Here is a 20,781-nt window from a genome sequence, read left to right on the forward strand (position 1 = left end):
CCAATGACCTTTTCCGACCACTTCTCGCTCGTCCTGCCTGAGATCGTCCTGGCGATCGCGGCGCTGGTTCTGCTGGTCGCCGGCGCCTTCCGGGGCAAGGTCGGGGCCATCTTCACCCTGGCCGCCGTCGCCTCGCTGGTCGCGGCCGCCGCCACGGCGGTCCTCGGCCCGCATGGTCACGCCTTCGGCGGCGTCTACGCGGCCGACGCCGCGGCGACCTACGCCAAGGTGGCCATCTACCTCTCGAGCGCCATCGCCGTGGTGCTGGGCGACCGCTGGCTGGCTCAGCGCGGCGACCAGAAGTTCGAATACGCCGTCCTGGTTGTCCTGGCCGCCCTCGGCATGGGCGTCACCGCCTCGTCGGGCGACCTGATCAGCCTGTATGTGGGCGTCGAGCTGCAATCGCTGGCCCTGTACGTCCTGGCCGCCATGCGCCGCGACGACGCCAAGTCGTCGGAAGCGGGCCTGAAGTACTTCGTGCTGGGCGCGCTGTCGTCGGGCCTGCTGCTGTACGGCAGCTCGCTGATCTACGGCTTCACCGGCTCGACCCACTTCAGCCAGATCGCCCTGGCCGCCGCCCATGGCGGTTCGCACGGCGTGGGCCTGCTGTTTGGCTTGGTGTTCCTGATCTGCGGCCTGGCGTTCAAGGTCTCGGCCGCGCCGTTCCACATGTGGACACCGGACGTCTACGAAGGCGCCCCGACCCCGGTCGTCGGCTTCTTCGCCGCCGCGCCGAAGCTGGCCGCCATGATGATGTTCGCCCGCGTGCTGGGCGACGCTTTCCCGGGCTCGGTCGACCAATGGCGCCAGATCCTGGTGATCGCGGCCCTGCTGTCGGTCTTCGTCGGCGCCTTCGCGGGCCTGGCCCAGACGAACCTCAAGCGCCTGTGGGCCTATTCCTCGATCGCTAATGTCGGTTACGCCCTGCTGGGTGTCGCCGCCGGCGGTGAGGTCGGCCTGCATGCGATGCTGGTCTTCATGGTGCTCTACATGGTCGATGTCACCGGCTTCTTCGCCTGCCTGCAGGCGCTGAACCGCGACGGCAAGCCCATGGAGACGATCGAGGACATGGCGGGCCTGATCAAGGAACGTCCGGGCATCGCCCTGGCCATGACCGCGTTTTCGCTGTCGGCCCTGGGCCTGCCGCCGTTCTCGGGCTTCTGGTCGAAGTACTACGTCTTCAAGGCCGCGCTGGGCACGGGCGATGTGCTGCTGCAGTGGGCCGCCGTTCTGGGTCTGGTCGGGTCGGTCGTCGCGGCGTTCTATTACCTGCGCCTGATCAAATCGATCTGGTTCGACGCCTCGACCGGTTCGGTCGACGCGCCGTCGCCCTCGGCCCGCGCCGTCGGCTATGCGGCCGCGTTCTTCTCGTTCCCGATCGTGCTGGTGGCCCTGGTTTGGCTGGATCCGGCCGCCAAGGCCGCCGCGGCCGCCTTTGGTCACGCGTGACGTGACGGGCGTCCCGCCCGTCGTCGTCCTCGACGAGATCGACTCTACCAACGCCGAAGCCCGTCGCCGGGCCGAGGCGGGCGAGGCCGGCCCCGTGTGGCTGGTCGGCCTCCGCCAGACCTCGGGCCGCGGCCGTCGCGGTCGGGCCTGGGAAACGGGCGAGGGCAACCTCGCCGCCACGCTGCTCTTCCGCACCGACAAGCCGCCAGCCGAGGCCGCCCAGGTCTCGTTCGTCGCCGCCCTGGCCGTGGCCGACATGCTGGGTCAGTACGTGCCGGCCTCGCTGGTCAGCCTGAAGTGGCCCAACGACCCGCTGCTGGGCGGCCTGAAGGTCAGCGGCATCCTCATCGAGTCCGGCGCTTCACCCCAAGGCGGTCTGTGGATCGCCGCCGGCATCGGCGTGAACCTGGCCCGCAAGCCGATCGACGCCGAGCGTCCCGCTACCTCGATCGCCACCTATCGCGAGATCCCACCGCCGCACCCGACCGAGGCCATCGAGGCCCTGGCCGGCGCGTTCGAACGTTGGTTCCGGACCTGGGGCGCCCTGGGCTTCCCGGCCATCGCCGACGCCTGGACGGCCCGCGCCCACGGCCTGGGCGAGCCCTGCGTCGCCCGCCTGGGGACCGAGACGGTCGAGGGCATCGCCGAAGGCCTGGACGGCGACGGCGCGCTGCGCCTGCGTCTGGATGACGGGCAGGTCCGCCGGATCACCGCCGGTGACGTCTTCTTTGGAGCCGCCTGATGCTGCTGGCCATTGAACAGGGCAACACCAACACCATGTTCGCCATTCACGACGGCTCGTCGTGGGTGGCCCAGTGGCGTTCGGCGACCGAGAGCACCCGCACCGCCGACGAGTACGTCGTGTGGCTGTCGCAGCTGCTGTCGATGCAGGGCCTGGGCTTCCGGGCCATCGACGCGGTGATCATCTCCAGCGTCGTGCCGCAGTCGATCTTCAACCTGCGCAATCTCAGCCGCCGCTATTTCAACGTCGAACCGATCGTGATCGGCGAGAACGCCAAGCTTGGCATCGACGTCCGTATCGAGAAGCCTTCCGAGGCTGGCGCCGACCGCCTGGTCAACGCCATCGGCGCGGGCATGGTCTATTCTGGCCCGCTGATCGTCATCGACAGCGGCACCGCCACCACCTTCGACATCGTGGCCGCCGACGGCGCGTTCGAGGGCGGCATCATCTCGCCCGGCATCAATCTTTCGATGCAGGCCCTGCACGAAGCGGCGGCCAAGCTGCCCCGCATCGCCATCCAGAAGCCGGCCGGTAACAGGATCGTGGGGACGGACACCGTCTCCGCCATGCAGTCCGGCGTGTTCTGGGGGTATATCTCTCTGATCGAGGGTCTCGTCTCGCGCATCAAGGCTGAGCGCGGCGAGCCCATGACCGTCATCGCCACCGGCGGCGTCGCCTCGTTGTTCGAGGGCGCCACCGACAGCATCGACCACTTCGACTCCGACCTGACGATACGGGGTCTTCTCGAAATCTATCGTCGAAACACCGTTTCCGAGACCTGATGAAAAAATCCAAGAACGACGAGCTCGTCTTCCTGCCGCTAGGCGGGTCGAACGAGATCGGCATGAATTTCAACCTGTATGGCTTCGGCCCGGCGCACGATCGCAAGTGGATCGTGGTCGACCTGGGCGTGACCTTCGGCGACCAGACGACGCCCGGCGTCGAGATCATCCTGCCCGATCCGTCGTACATCGAGCCCTATGCCAAGGACATCGTCGGCATCGTCCTGACCCACGCCCATGAAGACCACCTGGGCGCGGTGCACTGGCTGTGGCCGCGCCTGAAGGCGCCGGTGTTCGCCACGCCGTTCACCGCCTTCCTGCTGCGCGAGAAGCTGCGTGACGCCGACCTGCTGGACGAGGTGTCGATCACCGAAGTGCCGCTGGGCGGCAAGTTCTCGCTGGGTCCGTTCGACCTGGAACTGATCACCCTGACCCATTCGATCCCCGAGCCGAACGGCTTGGCGATCAAGACGCCGCTGGGCACGATCCTGCACACCGGCGACTGGAAGATCGATCCCGAGCCCCAGCTGGGCGCGCCGACCGACGACGCCGCGCTCCGTCGCCTGGGCGACGAGGGCGTGCTGGCCATGGTCTGCGACAGCACCAACGTGTTCGTCGAAGGCGAGGCCGGTTCGGAAGCCGACGTCCGTGTGGCGTTGGGCAACCTGATCCAGAGCCTGTCGGGCAAGATCGCCGTGGCCTGCTTCGCCTCGAACGTGGCGCGCATGGACACCGTGATCCGCGCGGCCCAGGCCAGCGGCCGCAAGGTCTGCCTGGCCGGTCGCTCGATGCACCGCATGGCCGCCGCCGCCCGCTCGGTCGGACTGCTGCAGGGCCTGGAGCCCTTCATCACCGACGACCAGGCCAAGCACATGCCTGAGAACGAGATTCTCTTCCTGTGCACCGGCAGCCAGGGCGAGGCCCGCGCGGCCCTGTCGCGCATCGCCGACGGCAGCCACCCGCATGTGAAGCTGGGGCAGGGTGACCACGTGGTCTTCTCGTCGCGGGTCATCCCGGGCAACGAGATCCCGATCCGCAACCTGCAGAACAAGCTGGCCGATCGCGGCGTGCGCCTGCACACCGAACGCGACACGCCCGGCATCCACGTCTCGGGCCACCCGTGCCGTGAAGAGCTGCGCCAGATGTATGCGTGGGTGCGCCCGCACATCGCCGTGCCGACCCACGGCGAGCGTCGTCACCTGATCGAGCACGCCGCCTTCGCCAAGGACCTGCAGGTCCCGCATGCGGTCAGCCCGCGCAATGGCGACATGGTGCGGCTGGCGCCCGGCCAGCCGGGCATTATCGACGAGGTGCCGGCCGGTCGTCTGTACGTGGACGGCGGCGTGGTCACGCCCGAGAATGGCGACGCCCTGCGCGAGCGCCGTCACGCGGCGTTCAACGGCATGCTGGCCGTGTCGATCGTCCTGGACGGTCGCAACAAGATCGTCTCGGGCCCGCAGGTGCGCGGCATCGGCCTGACCGGCGACGAGGAATACAGCCTGGACGACGCCCTGGACGACCTCGCCGAGGAAGCCGAGGGCGCCTACAAGAAGCTGCAAGGCGACACTCGCGAGCTGGACGAAGCGATCGAAAGCGCCATCTCGCGCGCCGTGAAGAAGGCCGCGTTCCGCATCTGGGAACGCAAGCCGGTCGTCGAGACGACGGTCCTGCGGATCTAATGAGGGTAGGGCGGCCACGGAAACGCCGTGGTCGCCCTATCTTTCCGCGCTGCGGCCCTGGTGCTAGGCCAATCGGCAAAGACCAGAAAAGCGCAGCGGGAGCTCTCTAGGATGATCGGCAAGCTCAACCACGTCGGCGTCGCCACGCCGTCGATCGACGACTCGGTGAAGATGTACCGCGACCTCCTAGGCGCCACCTCGGTCACCGAGAAGTGGGCGATGCCCGAGCAGGGGGTCTGGGTCTGCTTCGTCAACCTGCCCAACAGCCAGATCGAGCTGATCGAGCCCTATGGCGAAAGCTCGCCGATCCACGGTTTCCTGGCCAAGAACCCCAAAGGCGGCCAGCACCACATCTGCTTCGAGGTCGAGAACATCTACGAAGCCCGCGATGACCTGGTGGCCAAGGGCGCGACCGTGCTGGGCGAGCCCCGCATCGGCGCCCACGGCACGATGATCATCTTCGTTCACCCCAAGGACATGGGCGGCCTGCTGGTCGAGCTCATGGAAACCCCGAAAGAAGCTCACTGACATGAGCCCGATCACCTGGTTCGCCATCTACCTGACCATCTGGTGGACGGTGCTGTTCGCCGTGCTGCCGCTCGGCTCGCGCAGCTTCCACGAGGCGGGGATCACGCCGCCGCCGGGCGCGGATCCCGGCGCGCCGGTCAATCCGAACCTGAAGCGCAAGTTCATCACCACGACCTGGGTCTCGGCCATCGTGTTCGTGGTGTTCTTCGTGATCGTGCACTTTCACCTGGTGACTCTGCCGGATCTTCCGGCCGCCATCTGACGTGCGAATGCACAAGCCTTGGGCGCGATGCGGTCGATTTGCCTGCATTCGCCCAAGCCTTGGGCGAACCACCTCATTGTTAGCGCTTCCCATGGATGGTCGTGCCCCAACGCCCGTTCGGTCGGTAAGGTGACTTCAGGAGATCGGCCTAGCCGGTCTCGCTCTGTGGCGTCTTCCCCGACGATGACTTGAAAGGCCGCGCGGCGATCCGCGCGGCCTCTCTTTTTTCCACGGTGGAGCCTTAGTTTAGCCTCGCGCGTTGCCAAGCTGTCGGGGGAGGGGCTATCTCAGGCCCTTCTCGAATTCCCGGAGTTTCCACGCGCATGCGCTTGTCGCGCTATTTCCTGCCGGTGCTGAAGGAAGCACCGTCCGACGCCCAGATCGTTTCGCACCAGCTGATGCTTCGCGCCGGCATGATCCGCCAGGAAGCGGCGGGCATCTATGCCTGGCTGCCACTGGGTCTGCGTGTGCTGAACAAGATCGAGCAGATCGTCCGCGAGGAAATGGATCGCGCTGGCGCCATCGAGCTGCTGATGCCGACCATCCAGCTGGCCGAGCTGTGGCGCGAAAGCGGTCGTTACGACGACTACGGCGACGAGATGCTGCGCATCACCGACCGCCACAAGCGCGAGCTGCTGTTTGGCCCGACGGCCGAAGAGGTCGTCACAGACATCTTCCGCGCCTCGGTCAAGAGCTACAAGGACCTGCCCAAGAACCTCTACAACATCCAGTGGAAGTTCCGCGACGAGCGCCGTCCGCGCTTCGGTGTGATGCGCGGCCGTGAGTTCCTGATGAAGGACGCCTACAGCTTCGACCTCGACGCTGACGGTGCACGCAAGTCCTACAACCGCATGTTCGTGGCCTATCTGAACCTGTTCGCGCGGATGGGCCTAAAGGCCGTGCCGATGCGCGCCGACACCGGCCCGATCGGCGGCGACCTGAGCCACGAGTTCATCGTCCTGGCCGAGACCGGCGAAAGCGCCGTCTTCTGCCACAAGGACCTGGTCGAGATGCCGGCCCCGGGTCCGGACCTCGACTGGATTAATGGCGACCTGCAGCCGCTGGTGAACCAGCGCACGGCGCTGTACGCCGCGACCGAGGAAATGCACGACGAAGCCGCCTTCAACGCGCTGCCGGAAGGCGACCGCCTGTCGGCGCGCGGCATCGAGGTCGGCCACATCTTCTCGTTCGGCACCAAGTATTCCGAGCCGATGAAGGCCACGGTCCAAGGGCCGGACGGCCAGCAAACGCCGGTCCAGATGGGCAGCTACGGCGTCGGCGTCTCGCGCCTGCTGGGCGCGATCATCGAGGCCAGCCACGACGAGGGCGGCATCATCTGGCCGGAAAGCGTCGCGCCGTTCGACGTCGGCATCGTCAACATGCGTCAGGGCGACGAAGCCTGCGACGCGGCTTGCGAGACCGCCTACAACGCGCTGAAGGCCGCCGGTAAGGACGTGCTGTACGACGACACCGACGCCCGCGGCGGCGCCAAGTTCGCCACCATGGACCTGATCGGCCTGCCCTGGCAGCTGATCGTCGGCCCCAAGGGCATCGCCGAGGGCGTGGTCGAGATCAAGAATCGCAAGACCGGCGAGCGCCACACGGCCTCCCTGGAATCCGTCCTCGACGGCCTGACCAAGAGCAAGACCGCCTGATGCCAGACGCCCGCGCCGCCGGTCCCTTCAGTCGCTGGGAGCGCTCTGTCGCTCGCCGGTATCTGTTCGCCAAGCGCAAGAACGGCGGCGTGGCGCTGATCTCGGTCATCTCGTTCAGCGCGGTGATGTTGGCGGTCTTCGCCCTCATCACCGTGATGAGCGTCATGAACGGTTTTCGGGCCGAGCTGCTGGGCCGGATCCTGGGCTTCAACGGCCACCTCTACGCTCAGTCGCCGATGATCAATGGCCCCGACCGCGACACCGTGATCCGCCGGATCAGGGCCGCGCCAGGCGTCATCCAGGCCGCGCCGATGGTCGAAGCCCAGGCCATGGTGCTGGGCCCGACCCAGGTGACCGGCGCCATCGTGCGCGGGGTCACCACCTCGGACCTGCGGCACATGTCGCTGATCGCCAGCAACATCAAGAAGGGCTCGATGGACGGCTTCGGCGTCGGCGAATACGGCGGCGAGATCGTGCTGATCGGCGACCGCATGGCCCAGAGCCTGGGCGTGCAGCCCGGCGACCCCATCACGCTGATCTCGCCCTCGGGTCCGTCCACCGCCTTCGGCAGCTCGACCCAGGAAAAGAACTACATCGTCGGCGGCGTCTTTAGCGTCGGCATGAGCCAGTTCGACGAGGCCTTCGTCTATATGCCCCTGGAGCAAGCCCAGCTGTTCTTCGGTCGCGACACCTCGGTGGACTATGTCGAGATCAAGCTCGATGACCCCGACAAGGCCAAGGAGCTGAAGCACGACGTCGAGGTCGCCAGCGGCCCCGGCGCCCTGGTCAGCGACTGGCAGGACAAGAACCACAGCTACTTCACCGCCCTGCAGGTCGAGCGGAAGGTCATGCGCCTGATCCTGGGCTGCATCGTCGCCATCGCCACCCTGAACATCATCTCCAGCCTGGTCATGCTGGTGAAGAACAAGGGCAAGGACATCGCCATCCTGCGCACCATGGGCGCGGGGCAGGGCGCGATCCTGCGGATCTTCGTCATGGCCGGCGCCTCGATCGGCGTGGCCGGCACCGTGTGCGGCCTGGCCCTGGGCGTGGTGTTCTGCGCCTACATCACCCCGATCCAGAACTTCGTGGAATGGGTCACCGGCACGGCCGTGTTCAGCGCCGACGTCTACATGCTCTCGCACATCCCGGCGAAGATCGACTGGACCGAGATCGCGGGCATCGTGTCCCTGTCGGCCCTGTTCAGCATCCTGGCGACCCTGCCGCCGGCCTGGCGCGCCTCGCGTCTCGATCCGGTGGAGGCGCTGCGTTATGAGTGATCCTATCCTGGCCCTGCGTGGGGTCGAGCGCGTCTACAAGACGGAAGCCGGCCCGCTGCCCGTGCTGCGTGGCGTCGATATCGACGTCTATCCGGGCGAGGTCGTCGGCCTGATCGGGCCCTCGGGCTCGGGCAAGTCGTCGCTGCTGCACTCGGCGGGCCTGCTGGAGCGGCCCGACGCCGGCTTGGTGGCCCTGGAAGGCCGCGACTGCTCCAAGCTGTCCGAGCGCGTGCGCACCCGCATCCGCTTGGGCACGGTCGGCTTCGTCTACCAGTTCCACCATCTGCTGCCCGAGTTCTCGGCCATCGAGAACGTGGCCATGCCGCTGACCATCGCCGGCAAGAGCCGCAAGGACGCCGAGGCGCGCGCCAAGGAGCTGCTGGAAAGCTTAGGGTTGGGCCATCGCCTGACGCACCAACCGGCCCAGATGTCGGGCGGTGAACAGCAGCGCGTGGCCATCGCTCGCGCCCTGGCCAATCATCCGAAACTGCTGTTGGCCGACGAGCCGACGGGCAACCTCGACCCGGCGACCTCGGCGGCGGTGTTCCAAGCGCTGTATCAGGTGTGCCGCCAGCAAGGCGTCGCGGCCGTGATCGCCACGCACAACATGGAGCTGGCTCGATACATGGACCGGGTGCTCGCCCTGAGAGACGGCCACCTGGAAGCGCAGCAGTTTAGCTAGAACTGGTGGCGGAAGGCGGTCTGCACGACCGTCTGACGCTGGCGCGCATCCAGGGCGAAGCGCGTGCGGTCGCGGCGGAAGCTGTCGATATACAGCGCCTCGAACACGACCTGGGCGTTCGGCTTGACGTCCCAGCGATAGGCCGCCAGCCCCGACCAGCCGTGCTCGGCATTGTTGTCGAACGCCTTGTTAGTGCGGTCCGTCGTCGAGAAGTGGTCCAGGCGTGCGGTCGCCGAACCCGGCCCCAGCGCCTTGCTGGCCGAGACATAGGCCGCCTCGAAGCCGACATCGGCCCAGATGCCGAAGGCATTGGAATAGCCCATCAGGGTCTCGCCGGTCATGACTTGGGCCTTCACCGCGACGGCGTCCAAGTCGAGCCGCATCCCCAGGTTCCAGAACCGCGTCTCCCACGACCATTCGCGGTCGGCGTTGACGCTGGTCCGATCGCCCTCGTTGTCATAGCGGAAGAGATCGAAGGCCAGCCGCGATGACGGCCGCCACTCGATCCGTCCGTAATAGCCGAACCGACCGTCGATCTCGGCCAGGGGCGTGGTCGACGGCGCTTGGCGCGAGGCCATGCGCCCGGCCAGCGGCGGCAGCGGGAAACGACCGAAGACCGGCGACTTGATGTCGTGCAGCGCCCAGCCCCGGAAGGTCAGCTCGGTGCCGGAGGTGTCGCCGTTCTTGAAGACGCCGACCGTGAAGCCGAACGTCTGGCCGGCCAGGCTGCGCCGGATTGTGGCCTCGACCCCGACGACCTTGGTCTCCTCGGCCACCCAACTGTTGATCGCTGAGGGCGTGATGGTGTCGGGCACGGACCAGTCAAGGCCGTCATGTTCGAGTGAGATGGTTGGATAGAAGACGCCGGCTCGGGCCGACAGGCGCAGGGCCGAGCCCGGCCGCGAGCGATAGGCCAGATAGCCTTCGCCAAGGTCGACCAGATGCCGCTGGCCGTCCTGGCTCTCGGCCACGACCACGGCCGACAGGGTGTCGGTAAAGCGCGGGTTCCAGACCAGGGCGGCCTCGCCCAGGCGCAGGCCCTGGTGGTCGTCGCCGAACCGGGCCTTGCCCAGGCCGCCGTCGATCCAGGATGTCTCGCCATCGGCCGCTGCCAGGCGCAGATCGACCAGGCCTGAGAGGGTGTCGCGCGAGAACAGGTCCGCCTGCGCCCACGCCGAACCGGCGCTCGCCAAGACCAGGGCCGTCCCCACAACGGTCGAAGCCACTCTCCCCATGATCCGAAGTCTGAGGGAAGACCGCTGCGATTGAGTTAAAGCAGGGCCGTCTTCATGGCCGCGAAGAAACCGGCTTGGTCGATCTTCTTGATCACCCGCGCATTGGGCGGCCGGCGCTTCAGGGCCGGATCGGCGATCTCGATGTCCGGCAGGATCGAGTGCGAGACGCTGAGATAGCCACGGGTCAGCTCGCCCAGGGTCTCGACGTCGACGACGCAGTCCTCGGCCTCCAGGATCAGGCTTTCGTCCAAGGCCATGGCGCAGGTGAGGGCGTCCGGGTGCAGGCTGCCGTCCAGCCCCTCGGTCTCGCGGGCGAAGGCCAGGGAGGCGCGGTTCACGTCGGTGAAGAAGCGGGCCTTGTCGGTGCCCAGGGCTTCCAGTTCCGCCAGCTGCGCGGTGCTCCACAGGCCGTCGTTCAGCGTCAGGGTCCAGGTGGCGATCGTGAGGTTGAAGCCGGCGTTGACGACGATCTTGGCCGCCTCCGGGTCGACATAGAAATTGTACTCGGCCGCCGGGGTGACATTGCCGACGCCATTGTCCGTGCCGCCCATGACCCACAAATGCTTCAGGGCCTTGGCGATGCGCGGCTCGCGTAGATAGGCGAGGGCGATGTTGGTCAGCGGGGCCTGGGCGATCAGGGTGATCTCGCCGGGGGCGTCCATGATCCGCCGCACCAGTTCGTCGACCGCGTGGCCGTCGGCGGGGCGCTGGGCGGCCTGGGCGAAACCGCTGTCGCTCATGCCGTCGTGGCCGAAGACATAGGCCGCATCCAGGGGCGCGCGGGTGAACGGCGCCTGGGCGCCCAGATAGACCGGGATCCCGGCCTGGCCGCATTGCTCCAGTGTGACCAGCGCATTCTCGGCATGCTGGACGAAGCCGACATTGCCGTGGGCGATGGTGATGGCTTCGACGGTCACGCCGGGGCGGGTGAGGGCCAGCACCAGCGAGAAGACGTCGTCGCCAGCGGTGTCGGTGTCGATGATCAGGCGCATGGCGTCGATCTGAACCGATCCGGCGGGCTTGGCCATATCGATTATCGCTGTGGTGCGCGGCCTAACAAGTGACTCGGGCAAAGAAAATGCGGTGGAACGTCGCGGAACATCTTGTGAACAGAACAAAACCGGAATATGGAACAAAACAAGAAATCTGTGGAGGCTCTTATGATCCGTATCGCGCGTGAGTCTTTGGCCCTTGTGTCGGTCGCCAGCTTCGTCTGGATGATGTGCACGGTCGCCCAGCTGGTGGCCTGAATCGTGTAGATGAGGCTCTGGTGAGAGTCGCGTAGCGGAGGTCGGTCATGGCGGATGCGGAAGGACAGGGTTTCGTCCACCTGCGGGTCCGCTCGGCCTATTCGCTGCTCGAGGGCGCCATCAAGGCCGATCAGATTGGCAAGCTGGCCGCCGCGATCGGCATGCCGGCGGCGGCGATCGCCGACCGGGCCAATCTGTTCGGTGCGCTGGAATATTCGTCCTATGCCAAGGACGCGGGGGTTCAGCCGATCATCGGCTGCGCCATTCCCGTCGTCGGCATCGGCGGCGGCCCGACCGAGCGTTGGGCGCGTGCGCCGACGATCATGCTGCTGGCCCAGAACGAGCTGGGCTATCTGAACCTCTCGGAACTGTCGTCGATCGCCTATCTCGACAGCGCCGAATTGCCCGAGCCGGTCGTGCCCTGGGCCAAGATCGCCGAGTACAGCGAAGGCCTGATCATGCTGTCGGGCGGCACGGACGGTCCGGTCGACGCCCTGTTCGCCGCCGGCAAGAACGCCGAGGCTTCCGCGGCTTTGGCCGAGATGCACCGGGTGTTTGGCGACCGCTTCTATGTCGAGCTGCAACGCCACGGCCTGCCCAAGCAGGCGGCGGCCGAGCCGGGCCTGGTCAACTGGGCCTATGACCACGACGTCCCGCTGGTCGCCACCAACGACGTCTATTTCGCTAAGGAAAGTTTCTACGACGCGCACGATGCGCTGCTGTGCATTTCCGACGGCTCGTTCGTCGGCCAGGACGAGCGCCGCCGCGTCACGCCCGAGCACTGGTTCAAGCCGGCGGCGGACATGCGCAAGCTGTTCTCCGACCTGCCGGAAGCCTGCGACAACACCCTGGATATCGCCCGCCGTTGCGCCTTCATGGTGCACAAGCGCGACCCCATCCTGCCCAGCTTCCCGACCGGTGACGGCCGCAACGAAGCCGAAGAGCTGCGCCACCAGGCGCGCGAGGGCCTGAAGGCGCGCTTCGTGGGCCTGACCATGTCGGCGCCCGAACAGGACTACTGGGACCGGCTCGAGTTCGAGCTGAACATCATCGAGAAGATGGGCTTCCCCGGCTACTTCCTGATCGTGTCGGACTTCATCAAGTGGGGTAAGAACCACGGCATTCCGGTCGGTCCGGGGCGGGGTTCGGGCGCCGGGTCGCTGGTCGCCTGGGTGCTGACCATCACCGACCTGGACCCACTGCGGTTCGGCCTGCTGTTCGAGCGCTTCCTCAATCCCGAACGGGTTTCGATGCCCGACTTCGACGTCGACTTCTGCCAGGAGCGACGCGAAGAGGTGATCTCCTACGTGCAGGAGAAGTACGGGCGCGATCGCGTGGCCCAGATCATCACCTTCGGTTCCCTTCAGGCTCGCGCCGTGCTGCGCGACGTCGGTCGCGTGATGCAACTGCCGCTGGGCCTGGTCGACCGTCTTTGCAAGATGGTGCCCAACAACCCGGCCGCGCCGGTGACCCTGGCCCAGGCCATCGACTTGGAGCCGCGCCTCAAGCAGGCCAAGAAGGAAGACGCCAACGTCTCGGCCTGCCTGGACGTAGCCCTGCAGCTGGAAGGCCTGTTCCGGAACGCCTCGACCCACGCCGCCGGCGTGGTGATCGGCGACCGGCCGCTGACCCAGCTGACCCCGCTGTACAAGGATCCGCGTTCGGACCTGCCGGCCACTCAGTTCAACATGAAGTGGGTCGAGAGCGCCGGCCTGGTGAAGTTCGACTTCCTGGGCCTGAAGACCCTGACCGTGCTGGACCGCGCGGTGAAGCATCTGAAGAAGCGCGGCTTCGAGATCGATCTCGGCAAGCTGCCCTTCGACGACGCCACGACCTACGAATTGCTTGCCTCCGGCCAGACGGTCGGCGTGTTCCAGCTGGAAAGCCAGGGCATGCGGGACACGCTGCGCAAGATGCGCTGCGGCTCGATCGAGGAGATCACCGCGCTGATCTCGCTCTATCGCCCGGGCCCGATGGATAACATCGACACCTTCGTCGACTGTAAGTTCGGCCGCAAACCCGTCGACACCCTGCACCCGTCGCTGGAGACGGTGCTGAAAGAGACCTACGGTGTCATCGTCTATCAGGAACAGGTGATGCAGATCGCCCAGATCCTGGCGGGCTACAGCCTGGGCGAGGCCGACCTTCTGCGTCGCGCCATGGGTAAGAAGAAGAAGGAGGAGATGGATCTCCAGAAGATCCGTTTCGTCTCCGGCGCCAAGGAGAAGAACGTCCCCGAAGAACAGTCGGGCTCGATCTTCGAACTGGTGGCCAAGTTCGCCGGCTACGGCTTCAACAAGTCGCACGCCGCCGCCTACGCCTTCATCTCGTACCAGACAGCCTGGCTGAAGGCGAATACGCCGGTCGAGTTCTTCGCCGCCTCGATGAGTCTGGACTTGTCGAACACCGACAAGCTGGCCGTCTTCCACCAGGACGCCCGCAAGTTCGAGATCACGGTGCGCGCGCCGGACGTCAATGTCTCGGGCGCCGACTTCGAGGTCGAGAACGGCGAGGTGCTGTACGCCTTGGGCGCCATCCGCAACGTCGGCCTGGAGGCCATGAAGCACCTGGTAGCGATCCGCGAGGAAGGCGGGCCGTTCCGCGACATCTTCGACTTCGTCGAGCGGATCGATCCCAAGCAGGTCAACAAGCGCGCCATCGAAAACCTGGCGCGGGCCGGGGCGTTCGACCAGATTCACAAGAACCGCGCCCAGATCGTGGCCTCGGCCGACGTGCTGATCGCCCACGCGCAGAGCTGCCACGCCGACCGTCAAGGCGGGCAGGGCGGTCTGTTCGGCTCGGATCCGGGGGCAGGGCGTCCGCGCCTGGCCAAGACCGAGAACTGGAACCAGGTCGACCTGCTGGACGAGGAGCTGTCGGCTGTCGGCTTCTACCTGACCGGTCACCCGCTGGAGGATGTGGTCGGCATGCTGCGCCGCAAGCGCGTGGCTCTGGTGACCGAGGCCATGTTGCAGGCCGAGGCCGGCATGGAAGCCCTGCGCATGTGTGGCGTGGTTCGGCGCCGCCAGGAGCGCGCGTCGCAGAGTGGGGAGAAGTTCGCCTTCGTCTCGCTGTCCGACCCATCCGGCGAGTACGAGGTGCTGTTCCCGCCCGAGAGCCTGCGCAAGTGTCGCGACGTGCTGGAGCCCGGCAAGGCCGTGGTCATCAAGGTCCGCGCCAAGGCCCGTGACGGCGAAGTCCGTTTCTTCGGCGATGACGCCGAGCCGATCGAAAAGGCCATCGAGAACGTGGTGGCCGGTCTGCGCGTGCACCTGTCACCATCGGCGACCGAGATCGAGGCGCTGAAGCGCCGCCTCGAACCGGCCCAGGGCCAGAAGGGCGGCGAAGTGACCTTCGTCGCCGCGATCGGCGGCGGCCGCGAGATCGAGTTGCGTCTGCCGGGCCGCTATTCGCTGGACGCGGCGCTGCGTGGCGCCCTGAAGACCGCGCCGGGCGTGGCGCTGCTGGAAGACGTGTAGGAATATTTTCCTATTTCTGCGTTGGCGGAGACGGAGGGATTCGAACCCTCGATACCGTCGATGCCGATTGAACATACAGGGATGAGCCCGAAGCGGGCCACGAACAGGGAGAAGATCGATGGCCAGGCATGAAGGCGGATGTCAGTGCGGGCGCGTGCGCTTCACGGTCGAGATGGGTCTGGAGGACCTGATCAGCTGCAATTGTTCGCGTTGCGGCAAGCTGGGCTCGATCCTGGGCTTTGCTGGGACCGACGCCTTCGAGCTGCAGAGCGGCGAAGACGCCCTGACTGAGTACAAGTTCAATACCCACAACATCGCGCACTTCTTCTGCGAGACCTGCGGCATCCAGTCGTTCGGTCGCGGAACCGCGCCGAATGGGCAGGCGATGGTGGCGATCAATGTCCGCACCCTGGACGGCGTCGACGTCTTCGCGCTGAAGCCCCAGCAGGTGGACGGCAAGGCGTTCTGACGATGCGTGGGCGCCGGACCAGGGTGCTCGCCGTGAGTACTTCCGAAGCGCCGAGCGATCATGGCATCGCCCTTTCTGCCGTGGCGAGAGGGCGTCGATGAAACCGTCCGCCGCTGATGCGCCGGCGCCGGTCGCGCATGACGCCGCGACACTGCGGTTCTATGCCGACGAGGCGCAGACCTACGCGGCGCGCGGGCGTGATGGCGCGAGCCGACGTCTGGAGGCGTTTCTCGAGCACCTCGCGCTAGGCGCTCGCGTCTTGGAACTAGGCTGCGGGGATGGCCGCGACAGCGCGGCGATGCTGGCCCGGGGCTTCGAGGTCGATCCCACGGACGGGAGCGAAGCCATGGCGCGGGAGGCCGAGACGCGGCTGGGCCGCCCCGTCCGCGTGATGCGGTTCGACGAGCTGGACGCGACATCGGCCTATGACGGCGTCTGGGCCCAGGCCTGTCTGCTGCATGCGCCTCGGCCCGCTTTGCCCTGTATCCTGTCGCGCATCTTCTGGGCGCTGAAGCCCGGTGGACTGCATGTTGCTACGTTCAAGGCCGGCGGCGCCGAGGGGCGAGATGGCTTGGGGCGCTACTTCAACTACCTCTCGGCGGAGGAGGCGGAGGCCGCCTATCGCGGCGGGGCGGCGTGGGAGAGGCTGTCGGTCGAGAGCTATGCTGGCGGCGATTACGAGGGCGGACAGAGGCCCTGGTTGGCCATCACCGCACGCCGGCCGGCTTGAGATCGGCCGTCTTTGGGTCTTCGGGCGAGCCTACCAAGCCGCCGCCCGGCCGTTCGCCAGGCCTGCCCTGAACAGCCGTCGCTCGGCCGCCTTGCCGCCCTTGACGATCACCGGCCGGTCCGCGCCGCGCAGCAGCGGCAGGTCATCGAGGCTGTCGGAATAGGCATAGGCCCAGTGCTCGCCATGGCCGGCCTCGGCCAGGGCCTGGCATTTGCGCTGGTGGCGGCAGTGGATGTCGGCGACCCAGCCGCCGGCGCGGGGCTTCAACGAGGTGCCGAGCACCTCGATGGGCTGGCCCAGTGGCCCGATCAGCGCCCGGGCCAGGAGCGCCGGCGCGGCCGTGACCACCACGACGCGGTCGCCGGCCTTGAGATGCTGGCGCAAGGCCGCCATGCCGCCGGCGCGCCAGGACAGGGCGCTGTGTCCGGACCGGAACGACTCGCCGAACTGGTCGCAGGACCGGCGCAGGCCGTTTTCGGAGAGCCCGGCCGTGGCGATCCACAGCAGGATCGAAGCGCCGGCGCGGCGCGTGCGGGGCAGGGCGACCATCGGGCCCGCCAGCGGCAGGACCGCCAGGATCGCAAGCGCGCGAAGCGGCGAGCGCTTGACCCGGTCCCAGAGCCACAAGGCCGTGGAGTCGCCGTCCAGCAAGGTTCCGTCCAGGTCGAAGACCGCCAGCATCAGACATCCTCCGGCGTCTTCAGGGTGAAGACGCATTTATTGCGCCACGGTTCTGTGTCGGAACGACGACGATTTCGCGGAGGGACTGTGGAGCGTCGGTGGATGGGCGCGGCTTTTCGGGGATGATCGTGCGCTCGAGCCGCAGGAGCGGGCGTCCAAGGTGCGAGAAAAGGGCTGAAGACGGACGGATAATGCGGTCAGGGCTTGCCTTTTTGTCCCTGAGAGACTATTTGCGCCGCCATTCCACACGTGGACGTTCGGTTGCACCGGGGAGACATCCCGGCGTCGCCGTTCCGGTCCCGCTTCCAGAATGGTCTGGAACGGGGGTGTCCGCGGAGGTTCAACCGGAAAAAGGATTAAGGCCCGATGGCTCTTCCCGAATTCTCCATGCGTCAGCTCCTGGAAGCCGGCGCCCACTTCGGCCACCAGACGCACCGCTGGAACCCGAAGATGGACCGCTACATCTTCGGCTCGCGCTCGAACATCCACATCATCGACCTGTCGCAGTCGATCCCGCTGCTGCACCAAGCCCTGGTGAAGGTCCGTGAAGTCGCCGCCGCCGGTGGCCGCGTGCTGTTCGTCGGCACCAAGCGCCAGGCCAGCGACCCGGTCGCCACGGCCGCTAAGCGCTGCGCCCAGTACTATGTGAACCACCGCTGGCTCGGCGGCACCCTGACCAACTGGCGCACCGTCTCGGGCTCGATCGCTCGTCTGCGCGAGCTGGAAGGCGTCCTGGGCGGTGAAGCCCTGGGCCGTTCCAAGAAGGAACTGCTGCAGCTGACGCGCGAGCGCGACAAGCTGGAACTGTCGCTGGGCGGCATCAAGGACATGGGCGGCATCCCCGACATCATGTTCGTGATCGACACCAACAAGGAAGCGATCGCGATCCTGGAAGCCCGCAAGCTGAACATCCCGGTCGTCGCCATCCTCGACACCAATTGCGATCCGGACGGCATCACCTATCCGATCCCGGGTAACGACGACGCCGCTCGCGCTCTGCAGCTGTACTGCGACCTGATCGCTGACGCCGTCCTCGACGGTCTGGCCGCTGGCCAAGCCGGCGCTGGCGTCGACCTGGGCGCCGCCGTGAACCCGACCGAGCCGGTCCTGGCCCGCGCTCTGGCTCCGGAACCGGAAGCCGCTCCGGCCGCCGTTGAAGCCGCCCCGGCTGCTGAAGCTGCTCCGGAAGCCCCGGTTGAAGCCGCCGCCGAAGCGGCTCCGGAATCGGCCGAAGGCTGATTTCCTACGGGCTCCCGCGCGGCCTTGGGCCGCTCGCGGGAGCCGTCGCGACCCTGACATGCGACCGGGCTATCAAGCCCGGTCGCATACGCATTAGAGACTATGGCGGGCTACCCAAGCCCAGTCGCTAACCGTTTGAATCTGGAGATTTTCGATGGCTGAGATCACCGCCGCCCTCGTCAAAGAACTGCGCGAAAAGTCCGGCGTCGGCATGATGGACTGCAAGAAGGCGCTGTCGGAAAACAACGGCGACATCGAAGCGTCCATCGACTGGCTGCGCGCCAAGGGCCTGTCCAAGGCCGCCAAGAAGGCTGACCGCGCCGCCGCCGAAGGCCTGGTGGCCGTCGCCACCGCCGACCAAGGCGCTGGTGAAACCGCCACGGCCGTCGAAGTGAACGCCGAAACCGACTTCGTGTCGCGCAACGACCTGTTCCAGGGCGCTGCCCGTCAGATCGCCGGCGCCGCCCTGGCCACCGACGGTTCGGTCGACGCCATCACCGCCGCCAAGCTAGCCGGCGGCGAGAGCGTGCAGGACCACCTGACCAACCTGATCGCCACGATCGGCGAGAACATGATGGTCCGTCGCGCCGCCAAGCACACCGTCGAGAACGGCGTCGTCGCCTCGTACATCCACAACGCCACCGCGCCGGACCTCGGCCGCATCGGCGTGCTGGTGGCCGTCGAGTCGACCGGCGACAAGGCCGCCCTGCGCGAGCTGGGCCGCAAGATCGCCATGCACGTCGCCGCGACCGCTCCGCTGTCGCTGTCGCCGGACGATCTGGACCCGGCCGCCATCGAGCGTGAAAAGGCCGTGTTCACCGAACAGGCTCTGGAGTCGGGCAAGCCGCCGGCGGTCGTCGAAAAGATGATCGACGGCCGTATCCGCAAGTTCCTGGAAGAAGTCGTGCTGCTGAAGCAAGCCTTCGTCATGAACCCGGACCAGACCGTCGAGCAGCTGGTCGCCGAGACCGGCAAGACCCTGGGCGCGCCGATCACCATCAAGGGCTTCACCCGTCTGGCCCTGGGCGAAGGCGTGGAAAAGAAGCAAGACGACTTCGCCGCCGAAGTCGCTTCGATGACCGGCCAAGCCTAAGGCTTGCCGTCGGGAGCCTTTAGGGCTCCTGGCAAACAATTAGGGCGCGGCGCGTCTAGACGCGCGCCGCGCCCTTTTTGCGCCTGCCGTATGGCTGCGAAGCCTGGTTGGCAAAACACATCCCACTTCTGTAGAACGCACCGTAATGTGCGTGCCGACGACTCAGGAATAGCGGTCCCATGTCCGATACCAACGCACCTCAGAAATACCGCCGCATCCTGCTGAAGGTGTCCGGCGAGGTCCTGATGGGCGACACGCCCTACGGTATCGACACCAACACCGTCGGATCCGTGGCCCAGGACGTGGCCGAGATCGTCAAGTCGGGCGTCGAACTGTGCCTGGTGATCGGCGGCGGCAACATCTTCCGCGGCATGGCCGGCGCGGCCAAGGGCATGGAGCGTTCCAGCGCCGACTACATGGGCATGCTGGCCACCGTCATGAACGCCCTGGCCATGCAGGACGCCCTGGAGCGCATCGGCGTCCAGACCCGCGTGCAGTCGGCCATCCCGATGGCCACCGTCTGCGAGCCCTACATCCGCCGTCGCGCCCAGCGTCACCTGGAAAAGGGCCGCGTCGTGATCTTCGCCGCCGGCACCGGCAACCCGTACTTCACCACGGACACCGCCGCGGCCCTGCGCGCGGCCGAGATGGAGTGCGACGCCCTGTTCAAGGGCACCAGCGTCGATGGCGTCTACACCGCCGATCCCAAGAAGGATCCGACGGCCGAGCGCTACGACCACCTGACCTATATGGACGTCCTGGCCAAGGACCTGCGGGTCATGGACGCCTCGGCCGTGGCGCTGATGCGCGACAGCAACATTCCGATCGTGGTCTTCTCGATCAAGGGACGCGGCAACCTGCTGAACGTCCTGCGAGGCGAGGGGACGCACACCGTGGTCTCCGACCGCGCCGCCTGAAGATAGAGAATAGCGAGGAGAGCCCGCCATGGCCGCCGCCGAGAAACCCGTTCTGCAGCGCTACCGCGACCGCATGGACAAGACGATCGCCGCCCTGAAGGACGAATTCGCCAGCCTGCGCACCGGCCGTGCGTCGGCCAGCCTGCTGGATCAGGTGATGGTCGAGGCCTACGGCTCGACCACGCCGCTGAACGCGGTGGCTTCGGTCAGCGTGCCCGAGCCGCGTCAGATCAATGTCAGCGTCTGGGATCGCGGCGTCGTCGTCTCGGTCGAGAAGGCCATCCGCGCGTCGGGCCTGGGCCTGAACCCGGTCGTCGAAGGTCAGAATCTGCGCATTCCGATCCCGCCGCTGACCGAAGAGCGCCGCAAGGATCTCTCGAAGATCGCCGGCAAATACGCCGAGCAGCAGAAGATCGCCGTCCGTAACGTCCGCCGCGACGCCAATGACGACCTGAAGAAGGCCGAGAAGGACGGCGCTATCGCCGAGGACGAACGCAAGAAGATGGAAACCGAGGTCCAGAAGATCACGGACGAGGCCATCAAGCGGGTCGACGAGGCCTTGAAAATCAAAGAACAAGAGATCATGCAGGTCTAAGCGCCTCCCTTGAGAGTTAGTGGGGAGACGACGA

The 20,781-nt window shown here is 66.7% G+C and carries 20 protein-coding genes and 2 pseudogenes; 19 read left to right on the forward strand and 3 right to left on the reverse strand.

The features are described 5' to 3' along the window. Positions 1 to 3 precede the first annotated feature (3 nt). The 11 genes and pseudogenes from nuoN (at position 4) to AC07NF_RS03290 (ending at position 9,059) form a co-directional block, all read left to right on the forward strand. The gene (gene nuoN, locus AC07NF_RS03240; RefSeq protein WP_492810924.1) at positions 4 to 1,449 is read left to right on the forward strand and encodes an NADH-quinone oxidoreductase subunit NuoN; all 1,446 of its coding nucleotides are present in this window, start codon (positions 4 to 6) and stop codon (positions 1,447 to 1,449) included. Then, positions 1,436 to 2,191 carry a biotin--[acetyl-CoA-carboxylase] ligase gene (locus AC07NF_RS03245; protein WP_492810923.1) on the forward strand — a complete coding sequence of 252 codons (756 nt, stop codon included), beginning with the start codon at positions 1,436 to 1,438 and terminating at the stop codon, positions 2,189 to 2,191. The genes nuoN and AC07NF_RS03245 overlap by 14 nt, the downstream gene beginning before the upstream one ends. After that, a complete protein-coding gene (locus AC07NF_RS03250; RefSeq protein ID WP_494631706.1) occupies positions 2,188 to 2,973 on the forward strand; it encodes a type III pantothenate kinase in 786 nt (261 codons plus the stop codon). Before AC07NF_RS03245 ends, AC07NF_RS03250 begins: the two co-directional genes overlap by 4 nt. Then, positions 2,973 to 4,652, forward strand: a complete 1,680-nt coding sequence (locus AC07NF_RS03255; RefSeq protein ID WP_494631013.1) for a ribonuclease J — start codon at positions 2,973 to 2,975, stop codon at positions 4,650 to 4,652. The genes AC07NF_RS03250 and AC07NF_RS03255 overlap by 1 nt, the downstream gene beginning before the upstream one ends. A gap of 111 nt (positions 4,653 to 4,763) precedes the next feature. Beyond that, a complete protein-coding gene (mce, locus tag AC07NF_RS03260; protein ID WP_454760122.1) occupies positions 4,764 to 5,180 on the forward strand; it encodes a methylmalonyl-CoA epimerase in 417 nt (138 codons plus the stop codon). Between the two features lies 1 nt (position 5,181). Then, the gene (locus tag AC07NF_RS03265; protein ID WP_492810917.1) at positions 5,182 to 5,442 is read left to right on the forward strand and encodes a DUF1467 family protein; all 261 of its coding nucleotides are present in this window, start codon (positions 5,182 to 5,184) and stop codon (positions 5,440 to 5,442) included. A gap of 18 nt (positions 5,443 to 5,460) precedes the next feature. Next, positions 5,461 to 5,668, forward strand: a pseudogene (locus AC07NF_RS03270) (hypothetical protein); the annotation flags it as partial. Positions 5,669 to 5,697: 29 nt separating this feature from the next. Then, positions 5,698 to 5,799: pseudogene (locus tag AC07NF_RS03275) on the forward strand (hypothetical protein); the annotation flags it as partial. Beyond that, positions 5,766 to 7,097 (forward strand): proline--tRNA ligase, encoded by a 1,332-nt coding sequence (gene proS, locus AC07NF_RS03280; protein WP_494631005.1) that lies wholly within the window; start codon positions 5,766 to 5,768, stop codon positions 7,095 to 7,097. The pseudogene AC07NF_RS03275 and the gene proS, both read left to right, overlap by 34 nt. Beyond that, the gene (locus tag AC07NF_RS03285) at positions 7,097 to 8,377 is read left to right on the forward strand and encodes a lipoprotein-releasing ABC transporter permease subunit (RefSeq protein ID WP_494630999.1); all 1,281 of its coding nucleotides are present in this window, start codon (positions 7,097 to 7,099) and stop codon (positions 8,375 to 8,377) included. The genes proS and AC07NF_RS03285 overlap by 1 nt, the downstream gene beginning before the upstream one ends. Continuing rightward, on the forward strand, positions 8,370 to 9,059 hold the full coding sequence (locus tag AC07NF_RS03290; protein WP_492810912.1) for an ABC transporter ATP-binding protein: 690 nt from the start codon (positions 8,370 to 8,372) through the stop codon (positions 9,057 to 9,059). The genes AC07NF_RS03285 and AC07NF_RS03290 overlap by 8 nt, the downstream gene beginning before the upstream one ends. Here the strand turns inward: AC07NF_RS03290 and AC07NF_RS03295 are convergent. Both AC07NF_RS03295 and AC07NF_RS03300 read right to left on the reverse strand, forming a co-directional pair. Then, a complete protein-coding gene (locus tag AC07NF_RS03295) occupies positions 9,056 to 10,285 on the reverse strand; it encodes a hypothetical protein (protein ID WP_494630991.1) in 1,230 nt (409 codons plus the stop codon). The genes AC07NF_RS03290 and AC07NF_RS03295 overlap by 4 nt on opposite strands. A gap of 44 nt (positions 10,286 to 10,329) precedes the next feature. Further along, complete coding sequence (locus AC07NF_RS03300) at positions 10,330 to 11,286, reverse strand: nucleoside hydrolase (protein ID WP_494631705.1); 957 nt, start codon at positions 11,284 to 11,286, stop codon at positions 10,330 to 10,332. A 168-nt stretch (positions 11,287 to 11,454) separates the two neighbouring features. Between AC07NF_RS03300 and sidA the strand changes: the two genes are divergently transcribed. The 4 genes from sidA (at position 11,455) to AC07NF_RS03320 (ending at position 16,222) form a co-directional block, all read left to right on the forward strand. Next, entirely contained in the window at positions 11,455 to 11,544 is a 90-nt protein-coding gene (sidA, locus tag AC07NF_RS03305; protein ID WP_156136740.1) for a cell division inhibitor SidA, read from the forward strand. A 47-nt stretch (positions 11,545 to 11,591) separates the two neighbouring features. After that, the gene (gene dnaE, locus AC07NF_RS03310) at positions 11,592 to 15,023 is read left to right on the forward strand and encodes a DNA polymerase III subunit alpha (RefSeq protein WP_494630984.1); all 3,432 of its coding nucleotides are present in this window, start codon (positions 11,592 to 11,594) and stop codon (positions 15,021 to 15,023) included. Positions 15,024 to 15,141: 118 nt separating this feature from the next. Next, positions 15,142 to 15,492: a GFA family protein gene (locus AC07NF_RS03315; protein WP_494630979.1), complete on the forward strand. Its 351-nt coding sequence runs from the start codon at positions 15,142 to 15,144 to the stop codon at positions 15,490 to 15,492. Positions 15,493 to 15,589: 97 nt separating this feature from the next. Next, positions 15,590 to 16,222: a class I SAM-dependent methyltransferase gene (locus tag AC07NF_RS03320; RefSeq protein WP_494630976.1), complete on the forward strand. Its 633-nt coding sequence runs from the start codon at positions 15,590 to 15,592 to the stop codon at positions 16,220 to 16,222. Positions 16,223 to 16,252: 30 nt separating this feature from the next. On the opposite strand, the gene AC07NF_RS03325 is transcribed toward AC07NF_RS03320, so the two are convergent. After that, positions 16,253 to 16,903 carry a haloacid dehalogenase-like hydrolase gene (locus tag AC07NF_RS03325; protein WP_494630971.1) on the reverse strand — a complete coding sequence of 217 codons (651 nt, stop codon included), beginning with the start codon at positions 16,901 to 16,903 and terminating at the stop codon, positions 16,253 to 16,255. A 366-nt stretch (positions 16,904 to 17,269) separates the two neighbouring features. On the opposite strand from AC07NF_RS03325, the gene rpsB reads away from it, so the two are divergent. The 4 genes from rpsB to frr all read left to right on the forward strand — a co-directional run bounded on the left by rpsB (position 17,270) and on the right by frr (position 20,747). Continuing rightward, positions 17,270 to 18,142: a 30S ribosomal protein S2 gene (gene rpsB, locus AC07NF_RS03330; RefSeq protein ID WP_492810898.1), complete on the forward strand. Its 873-nt coding sequence runs from the start codon at positions 17,270 to 17,272 to the stop codon at positions 18,140 to 18,142. Positions 18,143 to 18,296: 154 nt separating this feature from the next. Then, positions 18,297 to 19,235, forward strand: a complete 939-nt coding sequence (tsf, locus tag AC07NF_RS03335; protein ID WP_492810896.1) for a translation elongation factor Ts — start codon at positions 18,297 to 18,299, stop codon at positions 19,233 to 19,235. Between the two features lie 179 nt (positions 19,236 to 19,414). Then, positions 19,415 to 20,152, forward strand: coding sequence for a UMP kinase (pyrH, locus tag AC07NF_RS03340; RefSeq protein WP_494630963.1), 738 nt, complete (start codon positions 19,415 to 19,417; stop codon positions 20,150 to 20,152). Positions 20,153 to 20,180: 28 nt separating this feature from the next. After that, on the forward strand, positions 20,181 to 20,747 hold the full coding sequence (frr, locus tag AC07NF_RS03345; protein WP_492810893.1) for a ribosome recycling factor: 567 nt from the start codon (positions 20,181 to 20,183) through the stop codon (positions 20,745 to 20,747). The last annotated feature ends 34 nt before the right edge of the window (positions 20,748 to 20,781 follow it).

The sequence above is a fragment of the Caulobacter sp. GW821-FHT10A06 genome (genome assembly GCF_059415805.1).